Raw genomic sequence first — 25,814 nt, 5'->3', positions numbered from 1 at the left:
CGGGTTTCCCGTTGCCGATATCCGAAGTTGTCTGTTTCCGAGGGCTTTTCACCGATCTCCCCCGGCGTGCCGCCGTCTGCGCACCGGCTGTGCGTGCCCTGCTGAGGGGTTGCTGCCGTTAGGCTGTTGCGTCGGACCGGCACCGTTTCGGGCCGGCCGTGGCTGTGCAGAGACAGGAGGCCGAGTCGATGGGTCCGCTGAACCGTCGCAGATTTCTGACCACCAGCGCGCTGGCCACCGGCGCTCTCGCGCTGAGACCGGCCACGGCCGCCGCTCGCCCCGCTCCCCCACTGGAGGTCGCATCCCTCGGACGCGAATTCCTGTGGGGCGTCGCCTCCTCCGGATTCCAATCCGAAGGAGGGGCACCCGACAGCAACTGGAGCCGATACATTGCCGCGGGAAAAACCGAAGATCCCTACCGCGACTCCGTCGAGTTCTACTCGCGGTACCGATCCGATATCGCGCTCGCCGCGGAACTCGGTGTACGGGTGTACCGGATAGGTATCGAGTGGGCGCGGATCCAGCCTCGGCCGGATACCTGGGACGAGAACGGGCTCCGGTTCTACGACAATGTGATCGAGGCTATCCGCGCGGCGGGTATGCGGCCGATGCTGACCCTCGATCATTGGGTGTATCCGGGATGGCAGGTCGATCGCGGTGGGTGGCGGCGGGCCGGGATGGTCGACGACTGGCTGGCGAACGCCCGGACGGTTGTCGACCGGTACGCGGCCGCCGATCCGCTGTGGATCACCTTCAACGAGCCCGCGGCCTACCTGATGAACGAAGTGCGCCACGGCGGTATCGGGCCGGCCGATCTTCCGGCGATGCAGGAACGGATGGCGCTCGCCCACGATGCCGTCTACGACCATATCCACCGGGTGCAGCCAGGGGCGATGGTCAGCAGCAACGTCGCGTACATCCCGGCCGCCGAAGATGCCGTCAACGGCGCGTTCGTCGACCGCGTCGGCGCGAGACTCGACTATGTCGGGATCGATTACTACTACGGGTTCTCCCCGCACAGCGTGCTCACCCAGTTCCCCGACCCCGGCAAGCTGTGGACCCTGTCCCTGCAGTCCGAGGGGATCTATTACGCGCTCGACCACTACTCGCGCCGTTTTCCGGGGAAACCGCTGTACATCGTGGAGAACGGGATGCCGACCGAGAACGGCCGGCCAAGAGCCGACGGCTACACCCGTGCCGATCTGCTCCGCGACACCGTCTATTGGCTGCAACGCGCCGCGGCCGACGGGATGAACGTCATGGGCTACAACTATTGGAGCCTGACGGACAATTACGAATGGGGTTCCTACACCCCGCGATTCGGGCTCTACACCGTCGACGTACTCGGCGATCCGTCCCTCACCCGGCGGCCCACCGACGCGGTCGCCGCCTACGCCGCGATCACGCGTCACGGGGGTGTGCCCGGAAACTACCGCCCGACCCGGATGCCTGCCGCGTGCTCGATCGTGGACGGCACCTCCAGTTGCACCGATCCGGTGACTGTGCCGCGCTGACCCGCCACCACCGAACGTCCGCCGGGCCGGTGCACTGCTGGAGGGGGCGGGCCGTGCGAGACTGGCCGGGTGAACGGGGAGAAAGAGATCCGCGACGACAGCGCCGGCATATCCACGACCCCCCGGCTGGACCGGGGAGACGTGATGGGCTCCGGGGTCCTGTGGCTGGCGAAATGGGCACTGTGCGTAGTGGCCATCGCGGCCGGGGCATGGGTTCTGGGGTTCCTGGCGGCGAGATTGTGGGTGGTGCTGCTGCCGGTGCTGTTGGCGATCGTCGTCGCCACCGTGCTGTGGCCGCCCACCGGGTTGCTGATGAAAGTGGGTCTACCGCCGGCAGCCGCGGCGTCGTTGACCCTGATCGGCTTCATCGGGGTGCTGTCGGGCGGGATCGCGTTGATCGTGCCCTCGGTGGTGGATCAGGTGCCCGAACTCTCCGACAAAGCCACCACCGGTATCAACACCGTGCGGGACTGGCTGCAGGGGCCGCCGCTGAATATCCGCGACGAACAGCTGGATTCGGCGGTGGACGCGGTGGTCTCCCGGGTGCAGTCCAGCGCCGAGCAGATCGCCACCGGGGTGTTCACCGGAGTCAGCACGGCGACCTCGGTGCTGATCACCATCTTCCTGGTACTGGTGCTCTCGTTCTTCTTCATCAAGGACGGCCCCAAATTCCTGCCGTGGCTGCACAAGTTCGTGGGCGGGCGCAGCGGGCAGCATTTCGAGGAAGTGCTGGTGCGGGTGTGGCAGGTTCTCGGCGGGTTCATCCGCACCCAGGCGGTGGTCAGTTTCATCGACGCCTTCTTCATCGGCCTCGGGCTGGTGATTCTCGGGGTGCCGCTGTGGGGCGTGCTGACCGCATTGACTTTCCTCGGTGGTTTCATCCCGATGGTGGGCGCCTTCGTCGCCGGGGCGCTGGCGGTTCTGGTGGCGCTGGTCGGGAACGGATTCACCACAGCGCTGATCGTGCTCGCGATCATCATCGCGGTCCAGCAGCTCGAGGGCAATGTGCTGCAGCCGGTACTGCAGAGCCGGACCATGAAACTACACGCGGTGGTGGTGCTGCTGGCCGTCACCGGAGGCGGCACGCTGTATGGGATCACCGGTGCGTTCCTGGCGGTTCCGGTGGTCGCAGTGATGGCGGTGGTGGTCCGGTACATCAGCGAACAGATCGATGTGACCGTCGCCCGGTCGGGCGGGGATCCGGAAGACGGTGACGAACCACTGGACGTCGACAAGGATGCCGAGACCGCCGAGAAGTAGGTGCCGCTCAGCACCCGAGAAGCGACTCCAGGGCCGCGATATGCGCTTCGAACACCTGCGCCCGGTCGGTGAAGGTGCCGGCGCCGTACATATCGAAGACGTCGAAACTCACGGCACCGAACAGGGCACACCAGACGGTCAGTGCCCGGGCGAGGGCCCAATCCGGTAGCTCGAGGCCGAGTTCGTCGCGGATACGGGTGAAATCGCCGGCCAGGGCGGGCGGTACCGGGGGTTCCACGGCAGGGCGCGTCAGTAGCTGCCGCCGGTACGCCTCGGCGATGATCCGGACCAGGGTGACGATCACCCGTGTTCCCGGGGTGACGGTACGGTCGGCCGGCGCGGCGTAACCGGGTACCGGGGTGCCGAACAGTAGTCCGTACCAGGCCGGTTCGGCCAGTGCCCAGGTGCGTACGGCCCGGGCGGTGATCCGCAGCCGGTCGATCGGATCGTCGTCCGCCTCGGCCAGCGCGGTGTCGACGGCGTCGCCGAGGGCGTCGTACCCCTCGACCACGAGCAGGGTCAGCAGTTCGTCACGACTGCGGACGTAGCGGTACACGGCCGAGGAGACAACTCCGAGATCGCGTGCCACGGCGCGGAGTGAGAGGGCGGACGCACCGTCGGTGGCAAGATGTTCGCGCGCGATACGAACGATATCGGACATGGTCTGGGCGCGGGCGCGGGCACGAGGTGTTGTCACCGGCCCAGCCTGACCAGTTTCGAGAGCAGTGTCAACAACAGAGATCACCGCTTCCGCAACCCTGTGTTAATGTTACCGCGAGTCACTGCTGACCTTCCGAACCAAGGAGTAGGCCCATGTCCGAGGCGGCCACGGATTTCGATGTACTCGTCGTCGGCTCCGGATTCGGTGGCAGTGTCACCGCGCTGCGGCTGGTCGAGAAGGGCTACAGCGTCGGAGTGCTCGAGGCGGGCCGCCGATATACCGACGACCAACTCCCCAAGACCAGCTGGGACCTCCGCAAGTTCCTGTGGGCCCCGAAACTGGGCTGCTACGGAATCCAGCGCATCCACCCGTTGCGCAATGTGCTCATTCTCGGCGGTGCGGGAGTCGGCGGCGGATCGCTCAACTATGCGAACACCCTCTACGTCCCGCCGGAGCCTTTCTTCCAGGATCCGCAGTGGCGCGATATCACCGATTGGCGCGCCGAGCTCACGCCCTACTACGAGCAGGCGAAGCGAATGCTCGGGGTGGTGCAGAACCCCCATATGACCCCCGCGGACGAGGTGTTCCGTCAGGTCGCCGAGGATATGGGCGTGGGCGATACCTTCGTCCGAACACCGGTCGGGGTGTTCTTCGGCGAAGCCGGGGAAACGGTGGACGACCCGTATTTCGGCGGTGCCGGGCCCGCCCGCACCGGCTGCGTCGAATGTGGCGACTGTATGGTCGGCTGCAAATACGGTGCGAAGAACACACTGGTCAAGAACTATCTGTACCTCGCCGAACAGGCCGGGGCACACGTCGTGCCGATGACCACGGTCACCGAACTGCGCCCGCAGGCCGACGGGAGCTGGGTCGTCTCGGCCGAACGGACCGGCGCGTGGGTTCGTAAACAGCGCACCACCTACACCGCACGTCAGGTAGTGGTCGCCGCGGGAACACTGGGGACCCAGCGGCTGCTGCACGCCATGCGGGATCGCCGGGTGCTGCCGGAGCTGTCCGACCGGCTCGGACTGCTCACCCGGACCAACTCCGAATCGATTGTCGGCGCCGCCACCAAGAAACTCGCCCCGGGGCAGGATTTCACCCGCGGCGTCGCGATCACCTCATCGATCCACCCGACCCCCGACACCCATATCGAACCCGTCCGCTACGGCAAGGGGTCGAACGCGATGGGTCTGCTGCAGACGCTCATGGTCGACGGTGGTGGCCGGATCCCCCGCTGGCTGCGGTTTCTGGGGACCGCGCTGCGCCACCCGCTCCTGCTGATCAGTTTCCTCAGCGTCCGCAATTGGAGCGAGCGCACCATCATCTCGCTCGTGATGCAGCATCTCGACAACTCCATCACCACCTACACCACACGGGGTGTGTTCGGCCGGAAGCTGACCAGCCGGCAGGGGCACGGGCAACCGAATCCGACGTGGATCCCGGCCGGTAACGAGGCCACCCGCCGGGTCGCCGAACAGATCGGCGGAACCGCGGGCGGGACCTGGGGCGAAGTCTTCAATATCCCGCTCACCGCACATTTCCTCGGCGGAGCCGCCATCGGCGCCGACTCCGAATCCGGCGTGATCGACGCCTACCATCGGGTTTTCGGCTACCCGACCTTGAGTGTGGTCGACGGCGCGGCAGTATCGGCGAATCTGGGCGTGAATCCTTCGCTGACCATCACCGCTCAAGCCGAACGAGCCGCCGCCTACTGGCCGAACAAGGGCGAGCGCGATACCCGGCCCCCGCAGGACACACCGTATCGCCGGATCGCTCCGGTGGCCCCGAAAGCCCCGGTGGTACCGGAGTCCGCGCCGGCGGCACTACGGCTGCCGATCATCGCCGTCACCGACCCGGCCGCCGGCTGAACCGGCCGCCGGGACGTACCCTCAGCCCTTGAAGTAGACGAGCTGATGACTCGTCGCCAGCAGCGTCCCGTCGTGACCCCAGAGATGGGCGTTCTGGTCGAAATGGCCGTGTGCGAAACGGTTCGCGCGGGCGCTGCCCAGCAGATACTCCGAGCCCTGGGCGGCCAGTTCGGCTGTTGTGGCGTGGTAGTACACGCTGAGTGAGATGGTTCCCGCGGGGACGTACTGACCCCGGCGCAGGAAAACACGCGGATAGAAAGCATCCGACATCGCGGTGAGCGACGCGAAATCCAGGGGTCGCGCCGGCCGGTCGCGTAGCCACAGGGTGCTCACCGAATCCGGATTGCCGGGCTGCGGTTCGGCCGGCGCGACGTCCGGGACAGCACCGGCGACGAAACGCAGGTCGTAATTGCGACCCCAGGCGATGAAATCCGGGAACTCCTGCGGTTCGGCCTGTTCGGGGCCCGGCACCGCCGGCATCGTGAGTTCCAGATCCGACCAGGTATCGCGGCGGATCCCGAATACGGCCGTCGCGGTGGTGGTGATCACCCCGTCCTGCACGAGTTGCAGCTGCCAATGCTGATTCGTGCGGTTGGTACGTACGGGTCGCGCGGTGATCTCGAACGGCCCGTCAGCTATCGGACCCGCGTAGTTGACGGTGAGCGCCAGCGGGTCACCCAGCCGCTCCGGATGCTCTTCGACCGCCCGCAGCAACGCCGCCGCGGTGACACCGCCGAACGGGCCGACCATATTCGCGTAATCGGGGCAGGTCCGGCCGGTGAGACGATGCGCATCGACGTACTCGGTCGCGATGGCGGTATCGAACGGATGAGGTGGCGCGTCGATCCCGGTCACGGGTCCTCCTGCGAATTGTGCCGATGTTCGGGTGGTGAGACGAATATAAGTATGACAACATACATAGGAATGAGAGGCAACATGGAGTGCTGCGATGCCACGACGTAAGGATCCGGACGGGCCGCGCGCGGCGATGATCCGCAGCGCGATCTCGCTCATCCGCCGCAGGGGCGTCGCGGCGGTCTCGTTCGCCGATGTGCTCAACGCCAGCGGCGCGCCCCGCGGCTCGGTCTACCACCACTTCCCCGGCGGCCGGGCGCAACTGATCACCGAAGCCACGCAGGTCGCCGGGGAACGGATCACCGGCGAGCTCACCCGAGCGCTGGACACCCCGGAGACCGCGGCGGCACTGCGGGCCCTCGCCGACGCCCTCGCCCGCGGGCTCGACCGGGGCGATTACGCGGTCGGCTGCCCTATCGCCGCGGCGGCGCTGGGCAACGAACCCGGTGCCGTCACCGCCGCGGGGGTCGCCTTCGATACGTGGCGCGACCTGGTTACCAGGAAACTCGTCCAAGACGGCGCCACCCCGCGACGCGCCCGCTCGGTCGCCCTACTCGTGGTCAGCGCTTTGGAGGGCGCCCTCATCGTCGCGCGGACCGAACGCAATCCCGCCGCGCTGGACACGGTGGTCGAGGAACTGAACGTGCTGTGCCGCTCCGCGATCGACGCGGACCGCACCCGGCGGCCGGTTACCGCACCGGACGTGTCTTGATCGCGTCCCGGGATATGTAGACGTCGTACTCCCCCGGCATCGCGATCACCGCGTTGCCGTACGCGGAACGGACGAACGGTGAGGTGAACCAGCGGTCTTCGGTCATTTCCCGGAAGAAATCGCGATCACCGCCGTTGAGGAATATGTGGTTCTGCCGGGTGGCGACGCCGTCGAGGCGCTGACCGTACAGGCGTGACACCTTGTAGCCCGAATGGAAGCCGAGCGCGTTCACCCAGGGTTCCAGTTCGACGATCTGCGCTTGGAGCACCCACAGGTCGCCCTCCACCCGATGGGTACTGCGTTCGGTGGTGCCACCCTCGTCGTCGTACAGGGTCAATTCGACCTCGAGCTGGTGCTCCGCATCGGCGACCTCGGATACCACCACGTGAGCGGCACGGACTTCCCCCGTCAGACCCAGATAGGTCTGCACGAGGGTTGCGGTCCACAACACCAGCGCCGCCGCGAGCAGCAGTACGAAGCCGCTCCCACCACGTGCGATCGATGCCCGCGGCCCCTTCTTGCGCAGCGCGGCCAGCGCCGAGATCAGCAGGGCCACACCGAGAATGATCGCGACGATCGCACCGGCCTGCAGCACCCCGAGGTCCACCGGGTAACTCATGGGCCGGTTATACCCCGTCCTCGATCCACCGGCAGCGCGAATCACAATTCCCTCGTCGACACCCGAACTCCTCCGCGGGACCGGACCCGCTCCGGGCCGCCGCCACCAACACGCCCCACGCCTGGTCCGACTCTCGTATGTTTGCCGGACACGATGTCGAAAGGTGCGAAGGTGACAGAAGTCAGTGCGGACTACGTAATAGTCGGGTCGGGTTCGGCGGGCGCGGTGCTCGCCGACCGGCTCAGCGCGGATCCGGGACGTTCGGTGCTCCTGCTGGAGGCCGGCCCGGCCGATAAGGACAAGTTCATCCGGATCCCGGCCGGCTTCTCGAAACTCTTCCGCGGCCCCTACGACTGGGACTATCTGACCGAACCACAACCCGAACTCGGCAACCGGCAGATCTACTGGCCGCGCGGTAAGACCTTCGGCGGATCGTCCTCGCTCAACGCCCAGATGTGGGTCCGCGGTTTCCGGGCCGATTACGAGGAGTGGGCCGCGGCCGCCGGGCCCGAATGGGGTTTCGCCAGGGCAGTCGAACAGTTCCGCACCATCGAGGACGTCGAGGGTCCGGCGGGCGAGGATCACGGCACGGGCGGGCCACTGCATATCTCCCGTCAGCGCAGTCCGCGCGCGTCCACAGCCACCTACCTGCGGGCGGTCGCCGAACGCGGATTCCCTGTCGAAACCGCCAATCTCCCGGAACCGCAGGGATTCACCCAGACCATGGTGACGCAGCACCGGGGGCGCCGCTGGAGCACGGCGGACGCCTACCTGCGTCCCGCGATGAAACGCCGCAACCTCAGTGTGTACGCCGAAGCCACCGCCACCCGGGTGTTGTTCGACGGCGACCGCGCCGTGGGCGTCGAGTTCTCCCGGGCCGGACGCCTCGAGCAGGTGAAGGCCACCAAGGAAGTGATCCTCTGCGGTGGGGCGATCAACACCCCGCAGTTGCTCATGCTGTCCGGGATCGGCGATCGCGGCGAACTCGAACGGCACGGCATCGAGGTGCACCACCATGCCCCCGAAGTAGGTGCCAACCTGCAGGACCATCTCGTCGCGGGGCTCGGCTACTCCGTCGCCGCCGATTCCCTGTTCGACGCCGAGAAGCTGGGCCAGCTGGCCAACTATCTCCTGCGGCACCGCGGGATGCTCACCTCGAACGTCGGCGAAGCCTACGGTTTCGTGCGCAGCGCCCCCGAGCTCGAATACCCGGACCTCGAACTCGTCTACGCGCCCGCGCCCTTCTACCATGAGGGCCTGGTCGACCCGACCGCGCACGGTGTCATCCTGGCGACTGTCCTGCTGCGCCCGCAAAGCCGCGGCACTGTCACTCTGGCCTCGAAGGATCCGCTCGCCAAAGCCGTGATCGACCCGAAGTATCTCTCCGACCCCGGCGGCGCCGACCGCACCGCGATGATGGCCGGATTGCGTTACTGCGCCGAAATCGCGGATACCGAAGCCATGAAGGACGTCCTCGGCGCCCTGTGCTATCCACCGGACGCGCCCGGGGACGGATCATCGGAGCAGACCCGCACCGCGGCGCTCGACGGGTATTCGCACACGCTCTACCATCCCGCCGGCACGTGCCGGATGGGCTCGGACGACCGGAGCGTGGTGGACCCGCAACTGCGGGTACGCGGTGTCCAGGGGCTGCGGGTGGCGGACGCGTCGATCATGCCCGTACTGGTGCGCGGCCACACTCATGCGCCGAGCGTGTTCATCGGGGCCCAGGCCGCCGATTTCGTAACCCGAACCTGATGTGCGGGACTGCCGGCCCGGACGCGGTTCGGTGCCGGCAGTCCCGATAGGGCGCCACGCGCTCGCCCCGTGAACCCACCGGTGGCGGATGTGCGGTGACGCCACACGGTGGGCTCACTGCCGCCGGGCCGGTACGAACAGGACCAGATCTCCCGAACGCCGGATCAGCGACCGTGCGCGTACTGAGCGAAACAGCGGAGTCGGACTGTCCCACCGCGTACGCGCCCGCCTGCTACCGGATCACAGCTTCCCGCCGCATCCGGCCGGCCCGAGATGGTCGAATCATCCGGGACCCTTCCTACCGAAAATTGCCTTCCGATTCCCGTGCCGCGAAGTATGTTTCGCGGCACGGAAAGCTGTACCGAGGGTAGGACGCCGTATCGGTTTTCCGATGATTCACTCCGCAGAACTGGAGAGATCACCAAGCCCCGAAAAAGCCCCTGGTTCCGGTCACAGCGGTATCAGGATCTCGGATTCATAAAGTTCGTGCCGCCACGCCGGACCGCATCGTGCATGCACCAACAAGCCCTGCAAAACTCCGTGGATTATCCAGTAGATCAACAGATCACGAATCGATCACGCATTTCTGGCGGAATATGTAGTTGCCGATCTTCGACACCCGGCCGATTCGGCCCCACACCCTTCGGAGCACCGATGCCCGATTCCTATTCCGGCCACACCCGTCCCCATAGACGCCACCGTCGTAACAGCCGAACCCGGTCGCTACGCACGGGACTCACCACCGCCCTCACCGCCGCCGTGATCACCGCGGGCCTCTGCGGACAGGCCGGTGCCGCGCCCCCTCCCCCGGACCAGGTGGCCGCCGGCCTCACCGACCTCTTGTCCAGCCCGCTGGTCCGGGTCCACGGGCCCGGAACCGCTATCGTGATCCTCGGCTACGGACTCCTCCCCGATGGCTCCATGCGTCCCGAACTGGTCGATCGGCTGCGCGCCGGTTACGTGCAAGCGCTGGTCGCACCGCAGTCGCCGGTTATCGTCACCGGCGGTAACCCACGAAACGGCATCACCGAGGCCGCCGCGATGGCCGACTGGCTCATCGGCCACGGGCTCCCGGCGTATCGGGTACATCAGGAACCCGCGGCCGCCGATACCGTGCAGAACGCCCAGCGCAGCGCACCACTCATCCATTCCCTGGGCGCCCGCGACGTCGTGGTGGTCACGTCCGAGAACCATATCGGCCGCGCGGCAGCCAGTTTCGCCGCCGCGGGGGTGCCGGTGACGGCGACGCTCACCCCCGGCCAGATACCGGGATTCGTCACGGTATTCGGGCCGTGACGAACTGAATTGCCCGAGCACACGGGGTAATAGGGACAGCCCTGCCCTTGTGCCGCAAAATCCTTCGCAGGCGCGGTCTTCCACATTCTTACGGTCTGCATACCTCACGACTCCCGGGAATTACCCTGGCGCCGTATTCCATTGTGAGAAAATCCAGAGCCGGTCAGGGTATTCCCGTAATTTCGAGAGCTCTGCTGAGCGTCGGCCAGCTACGGTGTAATTGCACCTCGAAATCGGGCCACGAATGCATACCCTCGGGCAGATAATCGACCACCGCGGGAATATCCAAATCGGTCAGCCGGGTGGCGAGCCGCTCCGTACACAGCCGTGCGCCCTGCTCGAGTAACGATCCACCGCCGAGTAGCACGGCCATGATCTCCGGGCTGTCGCCGATCGACATCAACGCGGCACCACTCGGCGTACCGTTGGCCACCGATAGGTAGATCTCGGTCCCGCGCAACCGCTCCGCGCCCAGCAGGCTGTCGTGCTCGAGCCATTCCGGTGAGGCCGGCGGCCCGAACAGGTTCTCCGGATTGCCACCCCGCGAGGCCACTGTCATCACGGTGACCGCTCGGCCGAGCTGATCAGCGGTGGAATAGCATCCGCTCATCCCGGCGACGCCCCGATAGAAACCCTGATGCCGCTGGGTCAGCATCATCGCCGCCTGCGCGCCCATGGATACACCGGCAATGGCCCGTACCCCGGTGGATCCCAGGTACTTTTCGACGATAGGCGGCAGTTCCTCGGTGAGGAATGTTTCCCATCGGTTGAGTCCGAGGGCGGCGTCCGTCCGGATCCAGTCCGCGTACATACTCGCCGTACCGCCGGTGGTGAGCACGACATCGACCGGTTTGTCGGCGAAGAATTCCGCCGCGCCGCCCTCGGTCAGCCAGCCCGAGGTGGGGCCGCCGTCCACCCCGTCCAGCAGATACAGAGTGGGCCGCGGCGCCGGACCGGTGCCGATCAGCGTGTCGATCGCGATTTCCCGGCGCATCGCCACCGAGCGGATATGTAACCGGATCCGGCGATCCCCGACGACTTCCACCCGCAGCAGCCGCGGACCTGCCTGCTGAGTATCGCTTGTCGCCGGCGGGGCCGGAGCGCCGGGCGTCACACCGGGTGGCGCCGCACTCGCCGGAGTGGTGGTGGCAGCGATGCCCATCACTGCCAGTGCGGTCAGAACAGTCAGCCGGGATCTCATGTCACACCTCGCCGAAACGCTCGTATCCACCGTCACGCGGCCCCCGGTTTGCCCGGACGTGATCGCATCCCGGGGGCCACCAGCGGCAGCCGCCGCAGCCGCATCGCATCTGCCGCGAAACCGTCCGGCTCGAGTGCCGCGCCCTCGCTGATCCGGTACAGGCCGGGTGGCCGGCCGCCCGCGCACAGGCGGTCCAGCACCTCGTGCGCGCGGCCGGCCAGTTCCGGGATCTTCGCGGTCGGACCCGCGGCAACGGCCGCGGTCGGCGGAACCTCCGCGGCCTCGGCCACCAGTTGCAGGACGTCCGCGCTCATCACCCCGGCGCCGGGGCCGGCCCCGCTCTCGTGCGCCGATTCCAACGGAATCAGCACCGTGCCACCGTCGGCACGCAGCAGTGACAGTGAGCGGGACCCGAGCGGCTGCCCGAGCGCCGCCTGTACCCGGCGCAGTTTCCGGCGGGCGGCCGAGACCGCATCGGGGCCACCCCCGTATTCCTCCGAATTCGGTGGGATGGCCAGTGCCACCACCTGATACGCGGGAGCGACCCGGAGACCGGACTTCCTGGCGAGCGCACTGACTCCGTGCCCACTCAGCAGTGCCGCGACCAAAGTCTGCGCCGAGGTCTGATGCTCGCGCGCGACGACCCGATGCTCATCCAGGTACGCAGTAGCCGCCGCTGTGGTCACGACCTCCACGACCCGTACCAGCAGCCGGGCGGCATCGGCCACCGCCTCTCCCCGCGCGACCGCTTCGGCCGTTCGCGCGGCGAGATATTCGAAAGCGCCCCGCGCGCTGTCGTGACAGGCCGCGAGCACCGACTCCAGTGCGATACCTTCACGTGCCCACCGCGCGGCCGCGGCACTGATCGCGGCCTGCGCCGCGGCGGGCCGCGTGCCGAGATCCTGTACTGCCGCCGAGAAACAGTGCCGGACGGTGGTGACCATATCGGCCGCTTCCGAATCCGGTCCGGGGCACCGGAAATGTGCCACGAGCTCGGCCTCCAGGTCTGCGCTCCCGGAACCGGCTGCCTTACTGACCACCATAACTACTGGACAGTAACCTCGAGTTCGGGCGCGATGGCCCCTTCCACGGTTAGTCCGGACAGTTCATCAGGAGACCGACTACCTATTGGGTTCGATCACAAAGAGGTAACGGCACGGGGAACACTCGGGTCCGACGACGTGCCGGGCTGCACCGCTACGCCTCCACGGCGGCACGATCCACGGGATTCAGTGACCGCCGCGACCGGACTCGCGGCGCAGCGGCTGGTCCAGGATCCGCGGCTGCCGGCGCCGCAGCGCCGCGAGCAGGCCCGGCGTGTGTTCGGGCGGCGCGGCATGCACCGACAATTGGTTCGCCACCGACCGATAAGCGTCCAGATCGGCCTGTTTGTCCAGGTACAGGGCGCCGGTGAGCTGTTGCAGATAGACGATATCGGGCAGATCCGCCTCCGCGAACCGCAGATAGGTAAAGGCGCCGTCGGCCAATGCCGGACCACCGACATGGTCGGCCAGCACCTGCACCGTGACATGCGGCTGCCGGGCCGTGGCCAGCAACTGGTCGATCTGTGCCGACCAGATTCGCGAACCGCCGATCCGGCGGGTCAGCGCCGCCTCCTCGACGATCAGCCAGAGATGTGGGGGGTGCGCCCGGGTCAGAATATGCTGCCGGCGCATCCGCAACGCCACCCGCCGTTCGATGGCCTCCTCGGCTTCCGCCGGATGCGCGAGAGTCAGCAGCGCCCGCGCATAATCCGGGGTCTGTAGCAGTTCGGGTACCGTGCGCGGTTCGTAACAGCGGATCACCTGCGCGGCCTGCTCGAGGCCCAAGTACATATCGAACCACTTCGGGAGCCAATCGTTGTCCCGATGCCACCACCCCGAGGTGTTGGCCTGCCGGGCCAACTCCTGGAACGCCGCGAGTTCCTCGGGATCGGTGACCCCGTAGAGCCCGAGCAGATCGACCAGATCACGTTCGCGAATACTGGTGCGCCCGAGTTCCAGTCGGCTGATCTTCGAATCCGATCCGCGGATATGGTCACCCGCCTGCTCCCGGGAGAGCCCGCTGGCTTCCCGCAACCGGCGCAACCGGCCCCCGAGCACCATCCGCAGCACCGTCGGGCCTCCTTCCACCCCGGCACGTGCCGGGAACCCCGATCCGGTCGAGGCAGCCGTCTCCAACGCCGATCGCATCCCAGAAGCACCCATTATTCGAGTTTCGCATGGGAGCGGCACAGGGGACCAAACGAATCACCTGTGGCGTGAACGAGATTCGCGTATCCGTGCAGCTCAGCGTTACCACTGCGGCAACGGTCCGGCCACGTGCCGGTCATACAACACAAACGTGACTGCCGGCACCCACGCGGCCGCCCCCTCATTCGTGACCCAGCCCGAGACGATCGACGGCGGGCTGTGAATCGCCCAGACCCGATTCCGGAACATGTTCTCACCCATGGTGCGGACTTAGAGTTACACACAACGGCGTCAACGGTGACGCTGCCCGGAAGGAGGCTCGACAGTGGACGCCACGACATCGCCCACGGCCGATCGCGACAACAGTACTCGCGAGAACCTCACACGCCGGGTAACGGTCTACTTCGACGGACCCGCCCCGGACAATTCCCTCGTCCTGGAGTACGCGGCAACCAATACCGAAGCCTGGGAGTTCACCTCGGCGGCAGTCTACGCCGGACTCACGGTGACAGTGGACAGCAAGATCAGGCCCGGCCTGCGGCGGCTGCCGTGTCACAGCCTGTGGCGCTGATCGGAGCCACACCCCCCACTGCATCCCCCCAGCGGCGCCACACGCACCCGGGCAGCCGCACGATATCGACCGTTCCCTCTAAGCTCGGGGTAACCGGCACCGCCCCAGGTCGCCGGAACCCGACGCAGGAGCGTGTATGCCGACCGAATCCGCATCCCGTGCGGCCGGTGCGCTCGCCCTCCTGTCCGCGGTACTGATCGCCGGTTGCGGCACAGCCGATCCACCGGCACCGGATACATCGGCGGAACCCGGCACAACGGCGGATCTCCCGGTCACATCCTCCCTGCGGACGACCACGAGCCCCGTCACCCCGGTAATCGACCCGTATGCCGGTGTGCCGTTGATAGACCATCTGGAATGGACATCCAATATCGACGGTCCGCGTCTCATGGTTCATCCCACCCGCGCCGGCCGCGACACCACATTCCCCCGAGCAGACCTGCGCGCATGGCAGGAGATCCGCACCCTGGATCCGGCGGCCGAAACACCCGGAATGTGGGACCAGTTCCGCTGCCACTGGGAGTGGGCACGGCTCATCGCACCCGATAAACCGACCTGGAACCTGGAACCCTGGCGACCGCCCGTGGGCTACGACGCGACCGTCGACGCTGCCTGCAATCCCGGCGGACCCGAACGCTGAGAAACGAGAGGAGCCCGATATGCGTATCGTCATCGCCGGCGGACACGGCAAGATCGCCCTGCTGCTCGCCGCACAGCTCACCGGCCGTGGACACAGCGCCATTGCCCTGATCCGTAACCCGGCACACGCGCCCGAGGTCTACGCCACCGGCGCCGAACCCGTGGTCCTCGACCTGGAACAGGCAGTGGTGACCGACCTCGCCGCGACCGTCCAGGGCTCGGACGCAGTGGTTTTCGCGGCCGGAGCCGGTCCGGGTAGCGGCGCGACCCGGAAGTACACCGTCGATCGTGACGGGTCGGTACTACTCGCCGAGGCGGCCGAACGGGTGGGAACCCGCCGCTTCCTGCAGATCTCGGCCATGGGCACCGGCTTACCCCCGGCACCGGGTACCGATGAAGTCTGGGCCGCCTATATAGAGGCCAAAACGCAGGCCGAGGACGATCTGCGCAGCCGCGACCTGGACTGGACCATCCTCCGTCCGGGCCGCCTGACCGACGAACCCGGCACCGGATCGGTCACGCTCGCACCACCGCGGCTGGACCGCGGCGAAATCCCCCGCACCGATGTGGCCGCCGTGACTCTCGCACTACTCGACGCGCCACACACCGCTGCTCGGACGCTGGAACTCGTCTCGGGCAGTACGCCGATCGAAGCCGCGGTTGCCGCCCTGAGGACCTGACGAGACCGCCCGAAAACCGTTCGGACACAAAGAATCGATCGTGCAGATGTACTTGCATTTGAAAGCACTCCCGACCTAGACTCATCCCACACCGCTATACAGGGGATAACAAGGGGAGGCCGCGTGAGTGAGCCGACGACAACATTCGCCAGTGGTTTACTGCCACAGCTGCGGGACAGCCCAGCGGATCCGAACAGATTCGGTAGTAGTTCAGCCCGAATGGATCCCGCCCCGATCGGCAAGCCGGCGAACGGTATTGATATGAGTACATTCGGCGTCCGCGGCAGCCACCCGCGCACCGGTTCGACGCGTGAGACCGCGGTCGAATTCGTCATCGACGCAATCGAATCCACCGGCGCCGCAACACGTGACGATTTCGATATCGACCAGATCGTCACCACGGTCCACGCACTGGCCGACGACTGGGATTTCCGCGCGCTGCAACCGGATACGTTCTGGCGCGTGGCCTCGACCTTCATCAAGGCCTGACGCGGCGAATTCCACCGTCTCGGCGGCTCGGCGCCGGGGCGGTGTGATCTCTCTCGAATTCCAAATAATTCGGATCCGCACTGTTCGGATCCACGCTACGGGCCTGCTACGACAGACCCTTCGTGTAGTCGGCGATAATCGCCCGCGATGCCTCCGGAGTAGCGGCCTGCACACTCAATCGGTCCATCACCGAGAGGTACAGCGCCAAATCCTCACGCCGATCCAGATACAGCGCACTCGTAAGCTGTTCCAGATAGACGATATCGGGCAATTCCGCCTCGGCGAACCGGAGAATGGTGAATGAGCTTCCCGCCGCGGGATGTTCACCGGCGGAGAACGGGACCACCTGAATGGTCACATTGGGAAGCCGGGTCAGCTCGAGCAGATGTTCCATCTGCGCGCGGTGTACTTCGGCGCCTCCGACGGGCCGATGCAGAGCCGCCTCATCGATAACCGCCCAGACAATGGGCGGATCCGCCCGGTGCAGAATCTCTTGGCGGCGCTGCCGGAAGGCCACTCGCCGATCGGTATCGGCGTCCTCGTAGCCGAGAGTCACCACGGCCCGCGCGTAGTCCGGGGTCTGCAGAAGACCGGGGACCAAATGGGATTCGTAGGTGCGAATCTTGCTCGCGGCCTGTTCCAGGCCCAGATACGTACCGAACCAGGAGGGCAACAGATCGCCGAAGCGATGCCACCATCCCGGTTCGTTGGCTTTACGCGCGAGATCGAGGAAACTCTCTCTTTCCTCGGGGTCGGTGACGCCGTAGAGCGTCAGCAGATCCCGGATATCCCGCTCTTTGAAGCTTGTGCGGCCCAGCTCGAGCCGACTGATCTTGGCATGGGAACCGCGGATCGCGTCACCCGCGGCCTCGCGGGTGATCCTTTTGCTCTCACGCAGTTTACGTAACTGCCCACCCAATGCGATACGTAGAACAGTGGGGCCACGTTCCGCCTCGACGGATTGCCTGCCGCCACGATTCCCGGGCTCTGCGATCATGGAGTCGTCTCCGCTTTCGGGTTAACCCACGGTGCGCCACAGTGAATTCCGCGGCGCACCACGCCGACGGCCCATGCTACCTCTCAGACGGCCAGATCGTCGAACTCTCCCGCTTTCGCGCCCCGCAGGAACGCCTCGATCTCGGGGCGCGTATAGAAGAGGACACCCCCGTCGGGGAAGCGCGAATTACGCACGGCCACCTGGTTACCGGCGGCTTCGGCGAACTCGACACAGTTCCCGCTCGGATTGCTGAAGGTGCTCTTCCGCCAATCTCCGATCACCTGATTGATCATTTCCGACATAGGACCCACTCCTTGCTCATGGTCACTGACACCACAGTCGCATACGCCGGTCCTTACAGATGCACTCGCAGGTGTTCTTGCATCTGCACCGACATCAGGACGATAGCACGAAGTTCGCCGATGCGCGTTCACGGATTCCGCATACCACGCCGGAGCCCCGGCGACCCGGATTGCCGCGCCGGTTCGGGCCACACCGCGGGCGATAACCGCCTGTCGGCCCGGGCCGCGCGTCGCCCCGAGTGCGGACCGGCGAGTCTTGTACCGTCACAAGACGAGATCGGTTCCACCACGCCCCGGGAGCCGGCCGCGGCGCACCTCCGGCACGCTTCCGACCACGCACCGCCGAGGAGCCCGCCGTGTCCGATGATCACCATCGCGCCATCCGAACCGATATCCCCCACTACGCGCGCATCTGGAACTACTGGATGGGCGGTACCGATTACTACGAAGCCGACCGGATCGCCGGTGACGCGGGTATCGCCATCTACCCCGGGATCACCGCTATGGCCACCCAGTCACGGCGGTTCCTCATCCGGGCCGTCCGATTTCTGGCGGAGACGGAGGGAATCCGCCAGTTCCTCGATATCGGCACCGGTTTGCCCACCATGCAGAACACGCACGAGGTCGCACAGGGCGTCGCACCCGAATCCAAGATCGTCTATGTCGACAACGACCCTCTCGTACTCGCGCATGCCCGTATGCTGCTGACCAGCAGTACCGACGAGGGCGTCACCACCTATATCGACTCCGACTACCGGCACCCGGAACTCGTAGTCGCCGACGCCCGCCACATCCTGGATTTCACCCGGCCGCTGGCGGTGATGTTCATGGGCGTCCTCGGCCACGCACAGTCCTCCGACGAGATGCTGCGGATCGTGCACACCGTCCTGCGTGCGACACCCGCCGGGAGTTATCTGATCCTCTGGGACGGAACCGATGACACCGACGCCTATGTCCGGCTGTGCGCCGGTTACAGCGATACCGGCGGCGGTCCGTATACGCCCCGGCCACAAGCCGAGATTCGGGCCGTCTTCGACGGACTCGAACTGCTGGAGCCCGGCTTCGTATCGGTGCCCCGGTGGCGACCCGAAACCTCCGGCGCCGAAGACATCCAGCCGATCCCGGCATACGGAGGTGTGGCACGAAAGCCGTGACCGGGAATCGGCAGGTGCCGCGTGTCCGGCCCGGCCGGCCCGAGAAACCCAGTGCCACTGCGACGGCCGGGAGAGCCGGGCGCGTAACGCCACAGATGTTTTTTCGTCTGTTGTTTACAGATGTACTTGCATTTGCAAGCTACGGCAGCCTAGACTCGGACCACCGTAAGGAGCGATACGCAATGCTTTCCCAGTCGATTTCAGGGACTGGACCATCGCTCCCCGCAATATCGCACGTGAGGGGCAATCGAATGATCCAGCCATTCCGAAGTCCCCCCCGGAACGCCGTCGGCAGCGTCCCCGGCCCCCGCCCCCTGGGACTTCACGCGGAACCACCACACCGGGTCGCGGCACCCGAGGCCGGCTCCGATTGCAGCGCGGAACCACCGGTACTCACCTACCGCCAGGCCCGCGCCATCCTGCACATCCATGATGTACACGGGCCGCAGTGCCGGCAGTGGCTCGCGGCCGCCGCCTACCTTTCCGCGGGACTCGACGACGAATGACCGGCGAGCGGCCGGTGTTGCCCGAGCCGATATTCCGGTGCTCGGTCGATGCCGATTCGTGCTGGTATTCGGGGGTCGAACGCGGGATTCTGTAATCCCGCGCTCATGTGGATGGTGACCATGCGAATCGCCGAGATCCTCAATACCAAGGGCAGCGCCGTCGTGACCGTCGCGCAGGACACGGATATCCGTGCCCTGCTGGCACTATTGGCGGAACAGAACATCGGTGCCGCCGTCGTCTCACCCGACGGCAACGAAATCGCCGGAATCGTCTCCGAACGCGATATCGTCCGCGCCCTGCACCGGTACGGCACCTCCCTGCTCGAATCGCCCGTCGCACGGATAATGACGACCACGGTCCGGACCTGCACACCGGACGATCGCGTCGACGGGCTCCGCGGGATCATGACCGAACACCGGGTGCGCCATCTCCCGGTGGTCGACAACGGACGCCTGGCCGGCATCGTCAGCATCGGCGATGTGGTCAAGAGCGCGCTGTCGGAGCTCACGACCGAGCGCGAGCAGCTGGTGGGATACCTGCAGCGCGGGTACTGAACCCGATCAGCCCAGATCCGCCGAGAGCCATCGTTGCGGGCGCATGGAAACCATGACGTGCTCACCGAGTTCGGCAGCGGCATAGGCGAGGTAGCCCTCTATCTGTTCCGCCGGGAGATAGCGTGCGACCATCTCGCGATGCCGGGCATCCGATACCGGTCCGATACCGGTGACCGGCCCTTCCACGCTCACATAGCGAACCGACGGCTGTACCCGCTCCACCATCAGGCTGAATCGCCCCGCCGACCGGATCCGCCGCATTTTCTCCGATTCCGGGCCGGTGAGCACCCACAACTCGCCGCCCGGTGTGTACTGATACCAGATCGGCACGGTGAGCGGCCCACGGTCCAGGCCCGCGGATACCGACAGCGCACCGATATGCGGTTCGGCCAGAAACGACTGACGTTCTTCCGGAGTGAGGGGCATACGGGCACCGTAATACAACCCACCGACATATCCGGGGAACCTCGGCATGCGATCCGGGCGGTGGCCAAACTGATTGTGGGCCAAGCACACTGGGCGGGAGCCCGGACGATGGGTATCGTTGTCCGCAGTCCGGCGAATCGGCGGAAGGAGCGGTCACGATGGAATTCTCGCCATCTCGGCCGGACCACCCGGCTCCGGTGGTCACCCGATCGCCGGAATTCCCACCGGCCGGTCTGTTCCCGCCGCAGGTACGCGATTCCTTTCCCGCACTTGCCGAGGCCGGGGAGGTCTACCTCGACAGTGCGGCCACCACCCAGAAACCCCGGTCGGTGATCGATACCGTACGGAATTACCACGCGTCCGCGACGGCCAATGCCGCCCGCGGCACCTACCCGTGGGCCACGGCACTCACACAGCAGATCGCCGCGGTACGCGCCCGGACCGCGCGCTTCATCGGCGCCGGCGACCCCGGGGAAATAGTCTTCACCGCCGGGGCGACCGCCGCACTCAACGCCGTCGCGCTCTCCTGGGGTCTCACGGCGCTCCGCGACGGCGACGAGATTCTGTACAGTCCGGCGGATCACGCCGCGAATGTTCTCCCCTGGTACCTGTTACGGGATACGCTCGCCCGATTCGGCCGCAGGATCGAACTCGTCCCCTACCGGATGACACCGTCCGGCCGGGCCGACAGCGCCGATATCGCCGATAAGATCGGGCCGCGCACCAGACTCCTCACCGTCAGCCATCTACACCATGTTTTCGGCGGCCTGACCGCGCTGGACGATCTCCGCGACCGGATACCCGACCGGGTGCTGGTCTGCTACGACTGCAGCCAGAGCGGTGGCCACCTACCCGTCGACGTCGCGGCACTGGGCGCCGATTTCGCGGTTTTCGCGGGGCACAAAATGTTCGCGGCACCCGGCACCGGCGTCCTCTACTGCCATCGCCGCGTGCACCCCGACCTACGTCCGTTCCTGCCGGGCGGAGCGACCGATGCTCGGCTCACCACCGACGGCTTCGAAACCGGGCGGATGCCGGGGCTGCTGGAGGGCGGAACCCCGAACATCCCGGGCATCCTCGCGCTCGGCACGGCCCTCGAGGCCCTCGACTCCTACGGTATGCCCGCGGTCGCCGCCCACAACCGGATACTCACTCGGCGGCTGCTCGATGGACTACGCGATGTGCCCGGTGTGGATTTCCTACCCGGCCCCGGCCACGGCGCCGGCGATACGGGATACGGGATCGTCTCGTTCACGCTCGACGGAATCTCGGCGGCCGACCTGGGTTTCGTTCTCGCCGAATACGGCTTCCTGGTCCGCACCGGAACACATTGCGTTCCGGCCGCGGCTGACGCCGAAACCGGATCGGTGCGGGTAAGTACGCATATCTACACCGGTCTCGCCGATATCGACCACTTCACCGACCGCGTCCGTGCCCTGGCCGAGGAGTTCGTATGACCGCCGAGACCGGAACCACCGCCGAGGGCGCCCCCACAGCCCGCTACGACCGGCGGGCCACCGCGCAGATCCTGTCCCGGCTCGCCCGGCCCGGCCTGTTCGGTACCTCTCTACCGCGCCAGGTCCGGTGTTTCGAATACACGGCGACCGAACTGCGTCCTGAACCGGACAGCCACCTCACCGTCTCCCAGCGCCTGTATCTGGAACAGTTCATGCGTCCCTGCCGAGCCGATGAGGTCACCTCCGCCACCCACCGCATGACCTGGACCGACAGCGCCGGAATTCCCAACACCGGTTTCTATCGAGCGGACGGACTCGGCCCGCTGGTGCCGATCGCCACCCGGGAATCCGTGCTCCTGCTCTGGGAGGAGCTCGCAGCCGAAGAAGGTCTGGCCGAACGTATCGCCGGCCTCGGGCCCGGTGCACGCGCGGTGCTGGCAGCGACCACCACCGATCACGAGCCGATCGATATCTTCCGGGTCGGTATCGAATCCGCCGGACGGGCGCTGGCCCAGCACGCCCTGCTCGCGGGCCGGACCCCGTATCGGACCGCGTCCGAATTCGCTCGCGGGCTCCGCGATTCCGGAATCTTCACCGCAGTCGCGACCCGCTGGTTCTGGGAACTGCAGGCCTCCACCTACCGGCGCGGCATGATCCCGGTGACGCTGCGGGTGACCGACGCGGGCGCGATCCGGTATTCGGCCCGGACAATCGCGACCCTGCGTGCGATGAAGGACGCGACCATTACCGACGCCCACCGGATCATGCGGCGGGCAACCACCGAGGAGGGCTTGTCGGTCCCGGAAGCCATTGCCCATTATCACGACGACCTCGACCTGATATCCCGCCAGTACGCGTTGCTTCCCACGGGCGAACGACCGTCGTGCCCGGCCACGGCCTCGTATCGGTCCGGCGGTGTGAATTACAGCCTGCTGCCGCTGGTGGTCCAGCGGTTCGTCGAGGCGTTCACCGATTTCACGAGCCGGTGCGAAGCGGTGGCCGCGCCGGCACACGCCGACGGCCCCAGCGACGGACCCGTCGCCGCCGAGGACCGGGTTTTCTATGTACCCGATATGACCTGCAAGCACTGTGTTCGCACAATCGGCGGGGTGCTGGAATCCATGGCGATCCCGGTGGCCGATATCGATCTGGACAGCAAACGGGTGGTGGCGGAATTCCGGAGCCCGCGCAATCGGGTCCGGGCGTTCGAAGCGCTGCGCGACGGCGGGTACAACCCGATGAGCGAACGACCCGATCCCCCCGGCACGAGGCCGGCGCGATGAGCGCGGGGCGATATCCTCCGATCGCCACCGGCCGGGCCACTCCCACGGGAGCCGGTGAGCCGCCCGGGTTGCCGGCGCGCTGGGACCCGACGGTCCGCGCCTTCCTGGCCGACCGGACAGCGCTCGAGCACGTCGTCGACCGGTTCGGGACTCCGCTGCATATGCTGTTTCCGGAGGTGTTCGGCAGCAATCTCACCCGGTTGACCGGTGTTCTCGATGCGGCGCGGGTGGAGTATCGAATCTGCTACGCACACAAGGTCAATCGTTCCCAGGCGTTCGTCCGCACCGCCGCGGCCCTGGGTGCATCCGTGGACGTGGCGTCGGCCGGCGAGCTGGAGTCGGCCCGCCGGGCCGGGTTCCCGCCCGGCCGGATAGAGGTGACGGGCCCGAAAGGGGAGGCGTTCCTGCGCGTTCTGGCGGGCAGCGGCGTCACGGTCAATGTCGACAATCAATGGGAACTGCAGACCTTGGCCGGGCTCACCGAGGACGCGCGGATCCCGGTGCTGCTGCGGGTCAGCGGTTTCCCCGGATCCCAGGTCAGCCGATTCGGAATTCCGGTGGACGCGGTGGATCAGGCGTTCGCTGTGCTCGGCGACCACCGTGACCGGCTCGATTTCCGCGGTCTGGCCTTTCATCTCGATACCGGTGATACAGCGGAACGTGTACGCGCGGCCGATATCTGCTTCGAACTTCTCGAACAGGCCTACGCCCGGGATCTTCTGCCCTCGGTACTGAATATCGGTGGCGGGCTGCGGCAGGTTTTCACCGCCGACGCGGACCGATTCGACGACTATGTACAACGGCTGCGGGACGGGCTCGTCGGACGCGGTCCCCGGATGAGCTGGGGAACCAATACCTTCGGATACCACGTGGACGGCGCCTCGGTGCGCGGCACACCGGTATTCCACAAGTACGCCGACACCGTCGCGGCCGACGAGATGCTGGCGGAACTGCTCGCCGCTCCCCTCGAGCGCCAGGACGGGCGCAGTATCGGCCGGGTAGCCACGGACAACCTGCTGGAGATCTGGCTCGAACCCGGCAAGGCTCTGACCGATAACGCCGGGATCACCCTCGCCCGGGTGGAATTCGTGAAGGAGGCCGCGGACGGCAGTGTGCTCGTCCATCTCGATCTCAGCCGGGATACGGTGACACCGGCCGATCAAGAGGTGATGGCCGATCCGTTGCTGCTGCCGGGGCCCCGGCCGGCACCACCGGGCGACCCGATCGGTGTCTATCTGGCCGGCCGGCTCTGTCTCGAACGCGATCTCGTCACGGCCCACAAGATATGGCTACCGTGGTGCCCTCGGCCCGGCGATCTGATCGTGTTCCCGAACACCGCCGGTTATCACATGGACCTATCGGCCGGTCCGGCCGCGATGCATCCCCCGGCGCAAAAGGTGGCGATCGACTTCCGCGACGGATGTTTCCCGGCCGTCCCGGACGACGACTACCGCCCGATTCTTCCCGCTACCCGATCAGCATCCCCCGAGGTTCCGTGACGATCTACCAGCACATCACCGAACTGATCGGTGACACTCCCCTACTGCGCCTGGATCCGGCCGCGCACGGGCTCGACGGCGTCGATCTGTACGCGAAACTGGAATCGCACAATCCCTTCGGCTCGGTGAAGGACCGGGTCGCGTGGGGGATGTTGCGCGACGAGCTCGACACCCTGCGCGCCCAGGACCGGACCCTCATCGAGGCGTCCAGCGGAAACACGGCCAAGGCGCTGCGCATACTCGGGGCCGTACACGGGATCGGCCTGCGGGCCATGACCAACCGGATCAAGGTCGGGGAGGTACGCGATCTGCTGCGCCTGTTCGGTACCGATATCGTCGAGCTGCCCGGGCTGTCCGAGTGCCCCGATCCGACGACTCCGAACGATGTCTACTCCGCGATCGAACGCGCGCTGGCCGCCGAGCCGGACCGATTCCGGCATCTCTCGCAGTACACGAGCGAGAAGAATATCGACGCGCACCACGACGGCACCGGCCGGGAGATACATGAGGACCTCGCAGTGGCCGGAATCGACCGTATCGACTACTTGTTCGGCGGTTTGGGCACCACCGGGTCCAGCCGGGGCGCGGGCAGCTACCTGCGCAAATACCATCCCGACCTGCGGACAGTGGCGGTTGTTTCCGAACGGGGTGATTTCATCCCCGGTATCCGCTCCGAACGGGAGATGTGGGAGGTGGGACTTTTCCAGCCGGATTTCTACGACGAGATCGTCACCGTCGAATCCGGGTCCGCGATCGACGCCACATTGGAGCTCGCCACCGGTTGCGGGATTCTGGCCGGGCCCACCAGCGGCGCCGCCTACGCCGCCGCGCGCGAAGTCCTCGCGCGCCCACGCCACGACGGATCGCCACTCGTCGCGGTGGTCATCGTCTGCGATCGGCTGGAGCCCTACCTGTCGTACATCAAACAGCGGCGTCCCGAACTGTTCGGCCGTGATACCGCGAGCCGGGCACCGAGCCCCGCGGAAATCGCCGCGGCGGCGCTGATCGGCCCGGGCGAGCTCGCCGAGATGACCCGGGCGCAGCGTCCTGTCATCGTCGATACGCGCGGCGCGATGGCGTACCGCGTCGGGCATGTACCGGGCGCGATCAATATTCCCGACGACCGGCTCACGGATCTGTTCGCGCACGGAACACCGTTCTCCCGGGCGCACCCGGTGGTCTTCACCTGCCCGACCGGAGATATCTCGCGGCAGTTCGCCGCCACAGCCCAGCGGACGGGGCATACCGCGTACAGCCTCGACGGCGGGGTCGCAGGGTGGCGCGCGGCGGGCTTGGCGCTGGAACGGGATACCTGAG

General features: G+C 66.7%; 26 protein-coding genes. 17 read left to right on the top strand and 9 right to left on the bottom strand.

Annotated elements, in window-relative coordinates:
* Positions 1–188 precede the first annotated feature (188 nt).
* Both ABZ827_RS05685 and ABZ827_RS05680 read left to right on the top strand, forming a co-directional pair.
* Positions 189–1,514 carry a family 1 glycosylhydrolase gene (locus ABZ827_RS05685; RefSeq protein ID WP_357233152.1) on the top strand — a complete coding sequence of 442 codons (1,326 nt, stop codon included), beginning with the start codon at positions 189–191 and terminating at the stop codon, positions 1,512–1,514.
* Positions 1,515–1,658: 144 nt separating this feature from the next.
* On the top strand, positions 1,659–2,774 hold the full coding sequence (locus tag ABZ827_RS05680) for an AI-2E family transporter (RefSeq protein ID WP_357234531.1): 1,116 nt from the start codon (positions 1,659–1,661) through the stop codon (positions 2,772–2,774).
* A 7-nt stretch (positions 2,775–2,781) separates the two neighbouring features.
* On the opposite strand, the gene ABZ827_RS05675 is transcribed toward ABZ827_RS05680, so the two are convergent.
* Positions 2,782–3,435, bottom strand: a complete 654-nt coding sequence (locus ABZ827_RS05675) for a WHG domain-containing protein (protein WP_357234528.1) — start codon at positions 3,433–3,435, stop codon at positions 2,782–2,784.
* A 152-nt stretch (positions 3,436–3,587) separates the two neighbouring features.
* On the opposite strand from ABZ827_RS05675, the gene ABZ827_RS05670 reads away from it, so the two are divergent.
* The gene (locus ABZ827_RS05670; protein WP_357233150.1) at positions 3,588–5,306 is read left to right on the top strand and encodes a GMC family oxidoreductase; all 1,719 of its coding nucleotides are present in this window, start codon (positions 3,588–3,590) and stop codon (positions 5,304–5,306) included.
* 21 nt (positions 5,307–5,327) lie between these two features.
* On the opposite strand, the gene ABZ827_RS05665 is transcribed toward ABZ827_RS05670, so the two are convergent.
* The gene (locus ABZ827_RS05665; protein ID WP_357233148.1) at positions 5,328–6,161 is read right to left on the bottom strand and encodes a thioesterase family protein; all 834 of its coding nucleotides are present in this window, start codon (positions 6,159–6,161) and stop codon (positions 5,328–5,330) included.
* Positions 6,162–6,255: 94 nt separating this feature from the next.
* Between ABZ827_RS05665 and ABZ827_RS05660 the strand changes: the two genes are divergently transcribed.
* Positions 6,256–6,873 (top strand): TetR/AcrR family transcriptional regulator, encoded by a 618-nt coding sequence (locus ABZ827_RS05660; protein ID WP_357233147.1) that lies wholly within the window; start codon positions 6,256–6,258, stop codon positions 6,871–6,873.
* Here ABZ827_RS05660 and ABZ827_RS05655 read toward each other — a convergent pair.
* A complete protein-coding gene (locus tag ABZ827_RS05655; RefSeq protein WP_357233145.1) occupies positions 6,851–7,492 on the bottom strand; it encodes a hypothetical protein in 642 nt (213 codons plus the stop codon). The genes ABZ827_RS05660 and ABZ827_RS05655 overlap by 23 nt on opposite strands.
* A gap of 153 nt (positions 7,493–7,645) precedes the next feature.
* On the opposite strand from ABZ827_RS05655, the gene ABZ827_RS05650 reads away from it, so the two are divergent.
* Complete coding sequence (locus ABZ827_RS05650) at positions 7,646–9,250, top strand: GMC family oxidoreductase N-terminal domain-containing protein (RefSeq protein WP_357234525.1); 1,605 nt, start codon at positions 7,646–7,648, stop codon at positions 9,248–9,250.
* 654 nt (positions 9,251–9,904) lie between these two features.
* A complete protein-coding gene (locus tag ABZ827_RS05645) occupies positions 9,905–10,546 on the top strand; it encodes a YdcF family protein (RefSeq protein WP_357233144.1) in 642 nt (213 codons plus the stop codon).
* A 163-nt stretch (positions 10,547–10,709) separates the two neighbouring features.
* On the opposite strand, the gene ABZ827_RS05640 is transcribed toward ABZ827_RS05645, so the two are convergent.
* The 3 genes from ABZ827_RS05640 to ABZ827_RS05630 all read right to left on the bottom strand — a co-directional run bounded on the left by ABZ827_RS05640 (position 10,710) and on the right by ABZ827_RS05630 (position 13,852).
* Entirely contained in the window at positions 10,710–11,747 is a 1,038-nt protein-coding gene (locus ABZ827_RS05640) for an alpha/beta hydrolase family protein (RefSeq protein ID WP_357233142.1), read from the bottom strand.
* A gap of 32 nt (positions 11,748–11,779) precedes the next feature.
* Entirely contained in the window at positions 11,780–12,787 is a 1,008-nt protein-coding gene (locus ABZ827_RS05635) for a transcriptional regulator (RefSeq protein ID WP_357233140.1), read from the bottom strand.
* Between the two features lie 189 nt (positions 12,788–12,976).
* Positions 12,977–13,852, bottom strand: a complete 876-nt coding sequence (locus ABZ827_RS05630) for a helix-turn-helix transcriptional regulator (protein WP_357234522.1) — start codon at positions 13,850–13,852, stop codon at positions 12,977–12,979.
* Positions 13,853–14,264: 412 nt separating this feature from the next.
* Between ABZ827_RS05630 and ABZ827_RS05625 the strand changes: the two genes are divergently transcribed.
* From ABZ827_RS05625 to ABZ827_RS05610, 4 genes are all read left to right on the top strand, one after another.
* The gene (locus ABZ827_RS05625) at positions 14,265–14,510 is read left to right on the top strand and encodes a hypothetical protein (protein ID WP_357233138.1); all 246 of its coding nucleotides are present in this window, start codon (positions 14,265–14,267) and stop codon (positions 14,508–14,510) included.
* Between the two features lie 136 nt (positions 14,511–14,646).
* The gene (locus ABZ827_RS05620; protein WP_357233136.1) at positions 14,647–15,150 is read left to right on the top strand and encodes a DUF2599 domain-containing protein; all 504 of its coding nucleotides are present in this window, start codon (positions 14,647–14,649) and stop codon (positions 15,148–15,150) included.
* A gap of 19 nt (positions 15,151–15,169) precedes the next feature.
* On the top strand, positions 15,170–15,829 hold the full coding sequence (locus tag ABZ827_RS05615; RefSeq protein ID WP_357233134.1) for an SDR family oxidoreductase: 660 nt from the start codon (positions 15,170–15,172) through the stop codon (positions 15,827–15,829).
* 261 nt (positions 15,830–16,090) lie between these two features.
* Complete coding sequence (locus tag ABZ827_RS05610) at positions 16,091–16,318, top strand: hypothetical protein (protein WP_357233132.1); 228 nt, start codon at positions 16,091–16,093, stop codon at positions 16,316–16,318.
* A gap of 106 nt (positions 16,319–16,424) precedes the next feature.
* Here ABZ827_RS05610 and ABZ827_RS05605 read toward each other — a convergent pair whose 3' ends face one another.
* Together ABZ827_RS05605 and ABZ827_RS05600 are read right to left on the bottom strand one after the other, a co-directional pair.
* Positions 16,425–17,315: a helix-turn-helix transcriptional regulator gene (locus tag ABZ827_RS05605; RefSeq protein ID WP_357233130.1), complete on the bottom strand. Its 891-nt coding sequence runs from the start codon at positions 17,313–17,315 to the stop codon at positions 16,425–16,427.
* Positions 17,316–17,398: 83 nt separating this feature from the next.
* Entirely contained in the window at positions 17,399–17,617 is a 219-nt protein-coding gene (locus tag ABZ827_RS05600) for a DUF397 domain-containing protein (protein WP_357233128.1), read from the bottom strand.
* Positions 17,618–17,973: 356 nt separating this feature from the next.
* Between ABZ827_RS05600 and ABZ827_RS05595 the strand changes: the two genes are divergently transcribed.
* The 3 genes from ABZ827_RS05595 to ABZ827_RS05585 all read left to right on the top strand — a co-directional run bounded on the left by ABZ827_RS05595 (position 17,974) and on the right by ABZ827_RS05585 (position 19,832).
* On the top strand, positions 17,974–18,771 hold the full coding sequence (locus ABZ827_RS05595) for an SAM-dependent methyltransferase (RefSeq protein WP_357233126.1): 798 nt from the start codon (positions 17,974–17,976) through the stop codon (positions 18,769–18,771).
* A gap of 251 nt (positions 18,772–19,022) precedes the next feature.
* On the top strand, positions 19,023–19,277 hold the full coding sequence (locus tag ABZ827_RS05590; RefSeq protein ID WP_357233124.1) for a hypothetical protein: 255 nt from the start codon (positions 19,023–19,025) through the stop codon (positions 19,275–19,277).
* 120 nt (positions 19,278–19,397) lie between these two features.
* Positions 19,398–19,832 carry a CBS domain-containing protein gene (locus tag ABZ827_RS05585; RefSeq protein WP_357234519.1) on the top strand — a complete coding sequence of 145 codons (435 nt, stop codon included), beginning with the start codon at positions 19,398–19,400 and terminating at the stop codon, positions 19,830–19,832.
* Between the two features lie 6 nt (positions 19,833–19,838).
* On the opposite strand, the gene ABZ827_RS05580 is transcribed toward ABZ827_RS05585, so the two are convergent.
* Positions 19,839–20,258: a pyridoxamine 5'-phosphate oxidase family protein gene (locus ABZ827_RS05580; RefSeq protein WP_357233122.1), complete on the bottom strand. Its 420-nt coding sequence runs from the start codon at positions 20,256–20,258 to the stop codon at positions 19,839–19,841.
* Between the two features lie 158 nt (positions 20,259–20,416).
* Between ABZ827_RS05580 and ABZ827_RS05575 the strand changes: the two genes are divergently transcribed.
* Genes ABZ827_RS05575 through ABZ827_RS05560 form a run of 4 tightly spaced genes read left to right on the top strand, consistent with a single transcriptional unit; the run spans position 20,417 to position 25,813 of the window.
* Entirely contained in the window at positions 20,417–21,715 is a 1,299-nt protein-coding gene (locus tag ABZ827_RS05575; RefSeq protein WP_357233120.1) for an aminotransferase class V-fold PLP-dependent enzyme, read from the top strand.
* Complete coding sequence (locus ABZ827_RS05570; protein WP_357233118.1) at positions 21,712–22,998, top strand: heavy-metal-associated domain-containing protein; 1,287 nt, start codon at positions 21,712–21,714, stop codon at positions 22,996–22,998. The genes ABZ827_RS05575 and ABZ827_RS05570 overlap by 4 nt, the downstream gene beginning before the upstream one ends.
* On the top strand, positions 22,995–24,497 hold the full coding sequence (locus tag ABZ827_RS05565; RefSeq protein ID WP_357233116.1) for a decarboxylase: 1,503 nt from the start codon (positions 22,995–22,997) through the stop codon (positions 24,495–24,497). The genes ABZ827_RS05570 and ABZ827_RS05565 overlap by 4 nt, the downstream gene beginning before the upstream one ends.
* Positions 24,494–25,813, top strand: coding sequence for a pyridoxal-phosphate dependent enzyme (locus ABZ827_RS05560; RefSeq protein ID WP_357233114.1), 1,320 nt, complete (start codon positions 24,494–24,496; stop codon positions 25,811–25,813). The genes ABZ827_RS05565 and ABZ827_RS05560 overlap by 4 nt, the downstream gene beginning before the upstream one ends.
* Position 25,814: the final 1 nt, after the last annotated feature.

The sequence above is a fragment of the Nocardia sp. NPDC019395 genome, assembly GCF_040632335.1.
Taxonomy (GTDB): domain Bacteria; phylum Actinomycetota; class Actinomycetes; order Mycobacteriales; family Mycobacteriaceae; genus Nocardia.
Note: the sequence above shows the minus strand (reverse complement) of the source record. Positions and strands in the feature narration are given on the sequence as shown.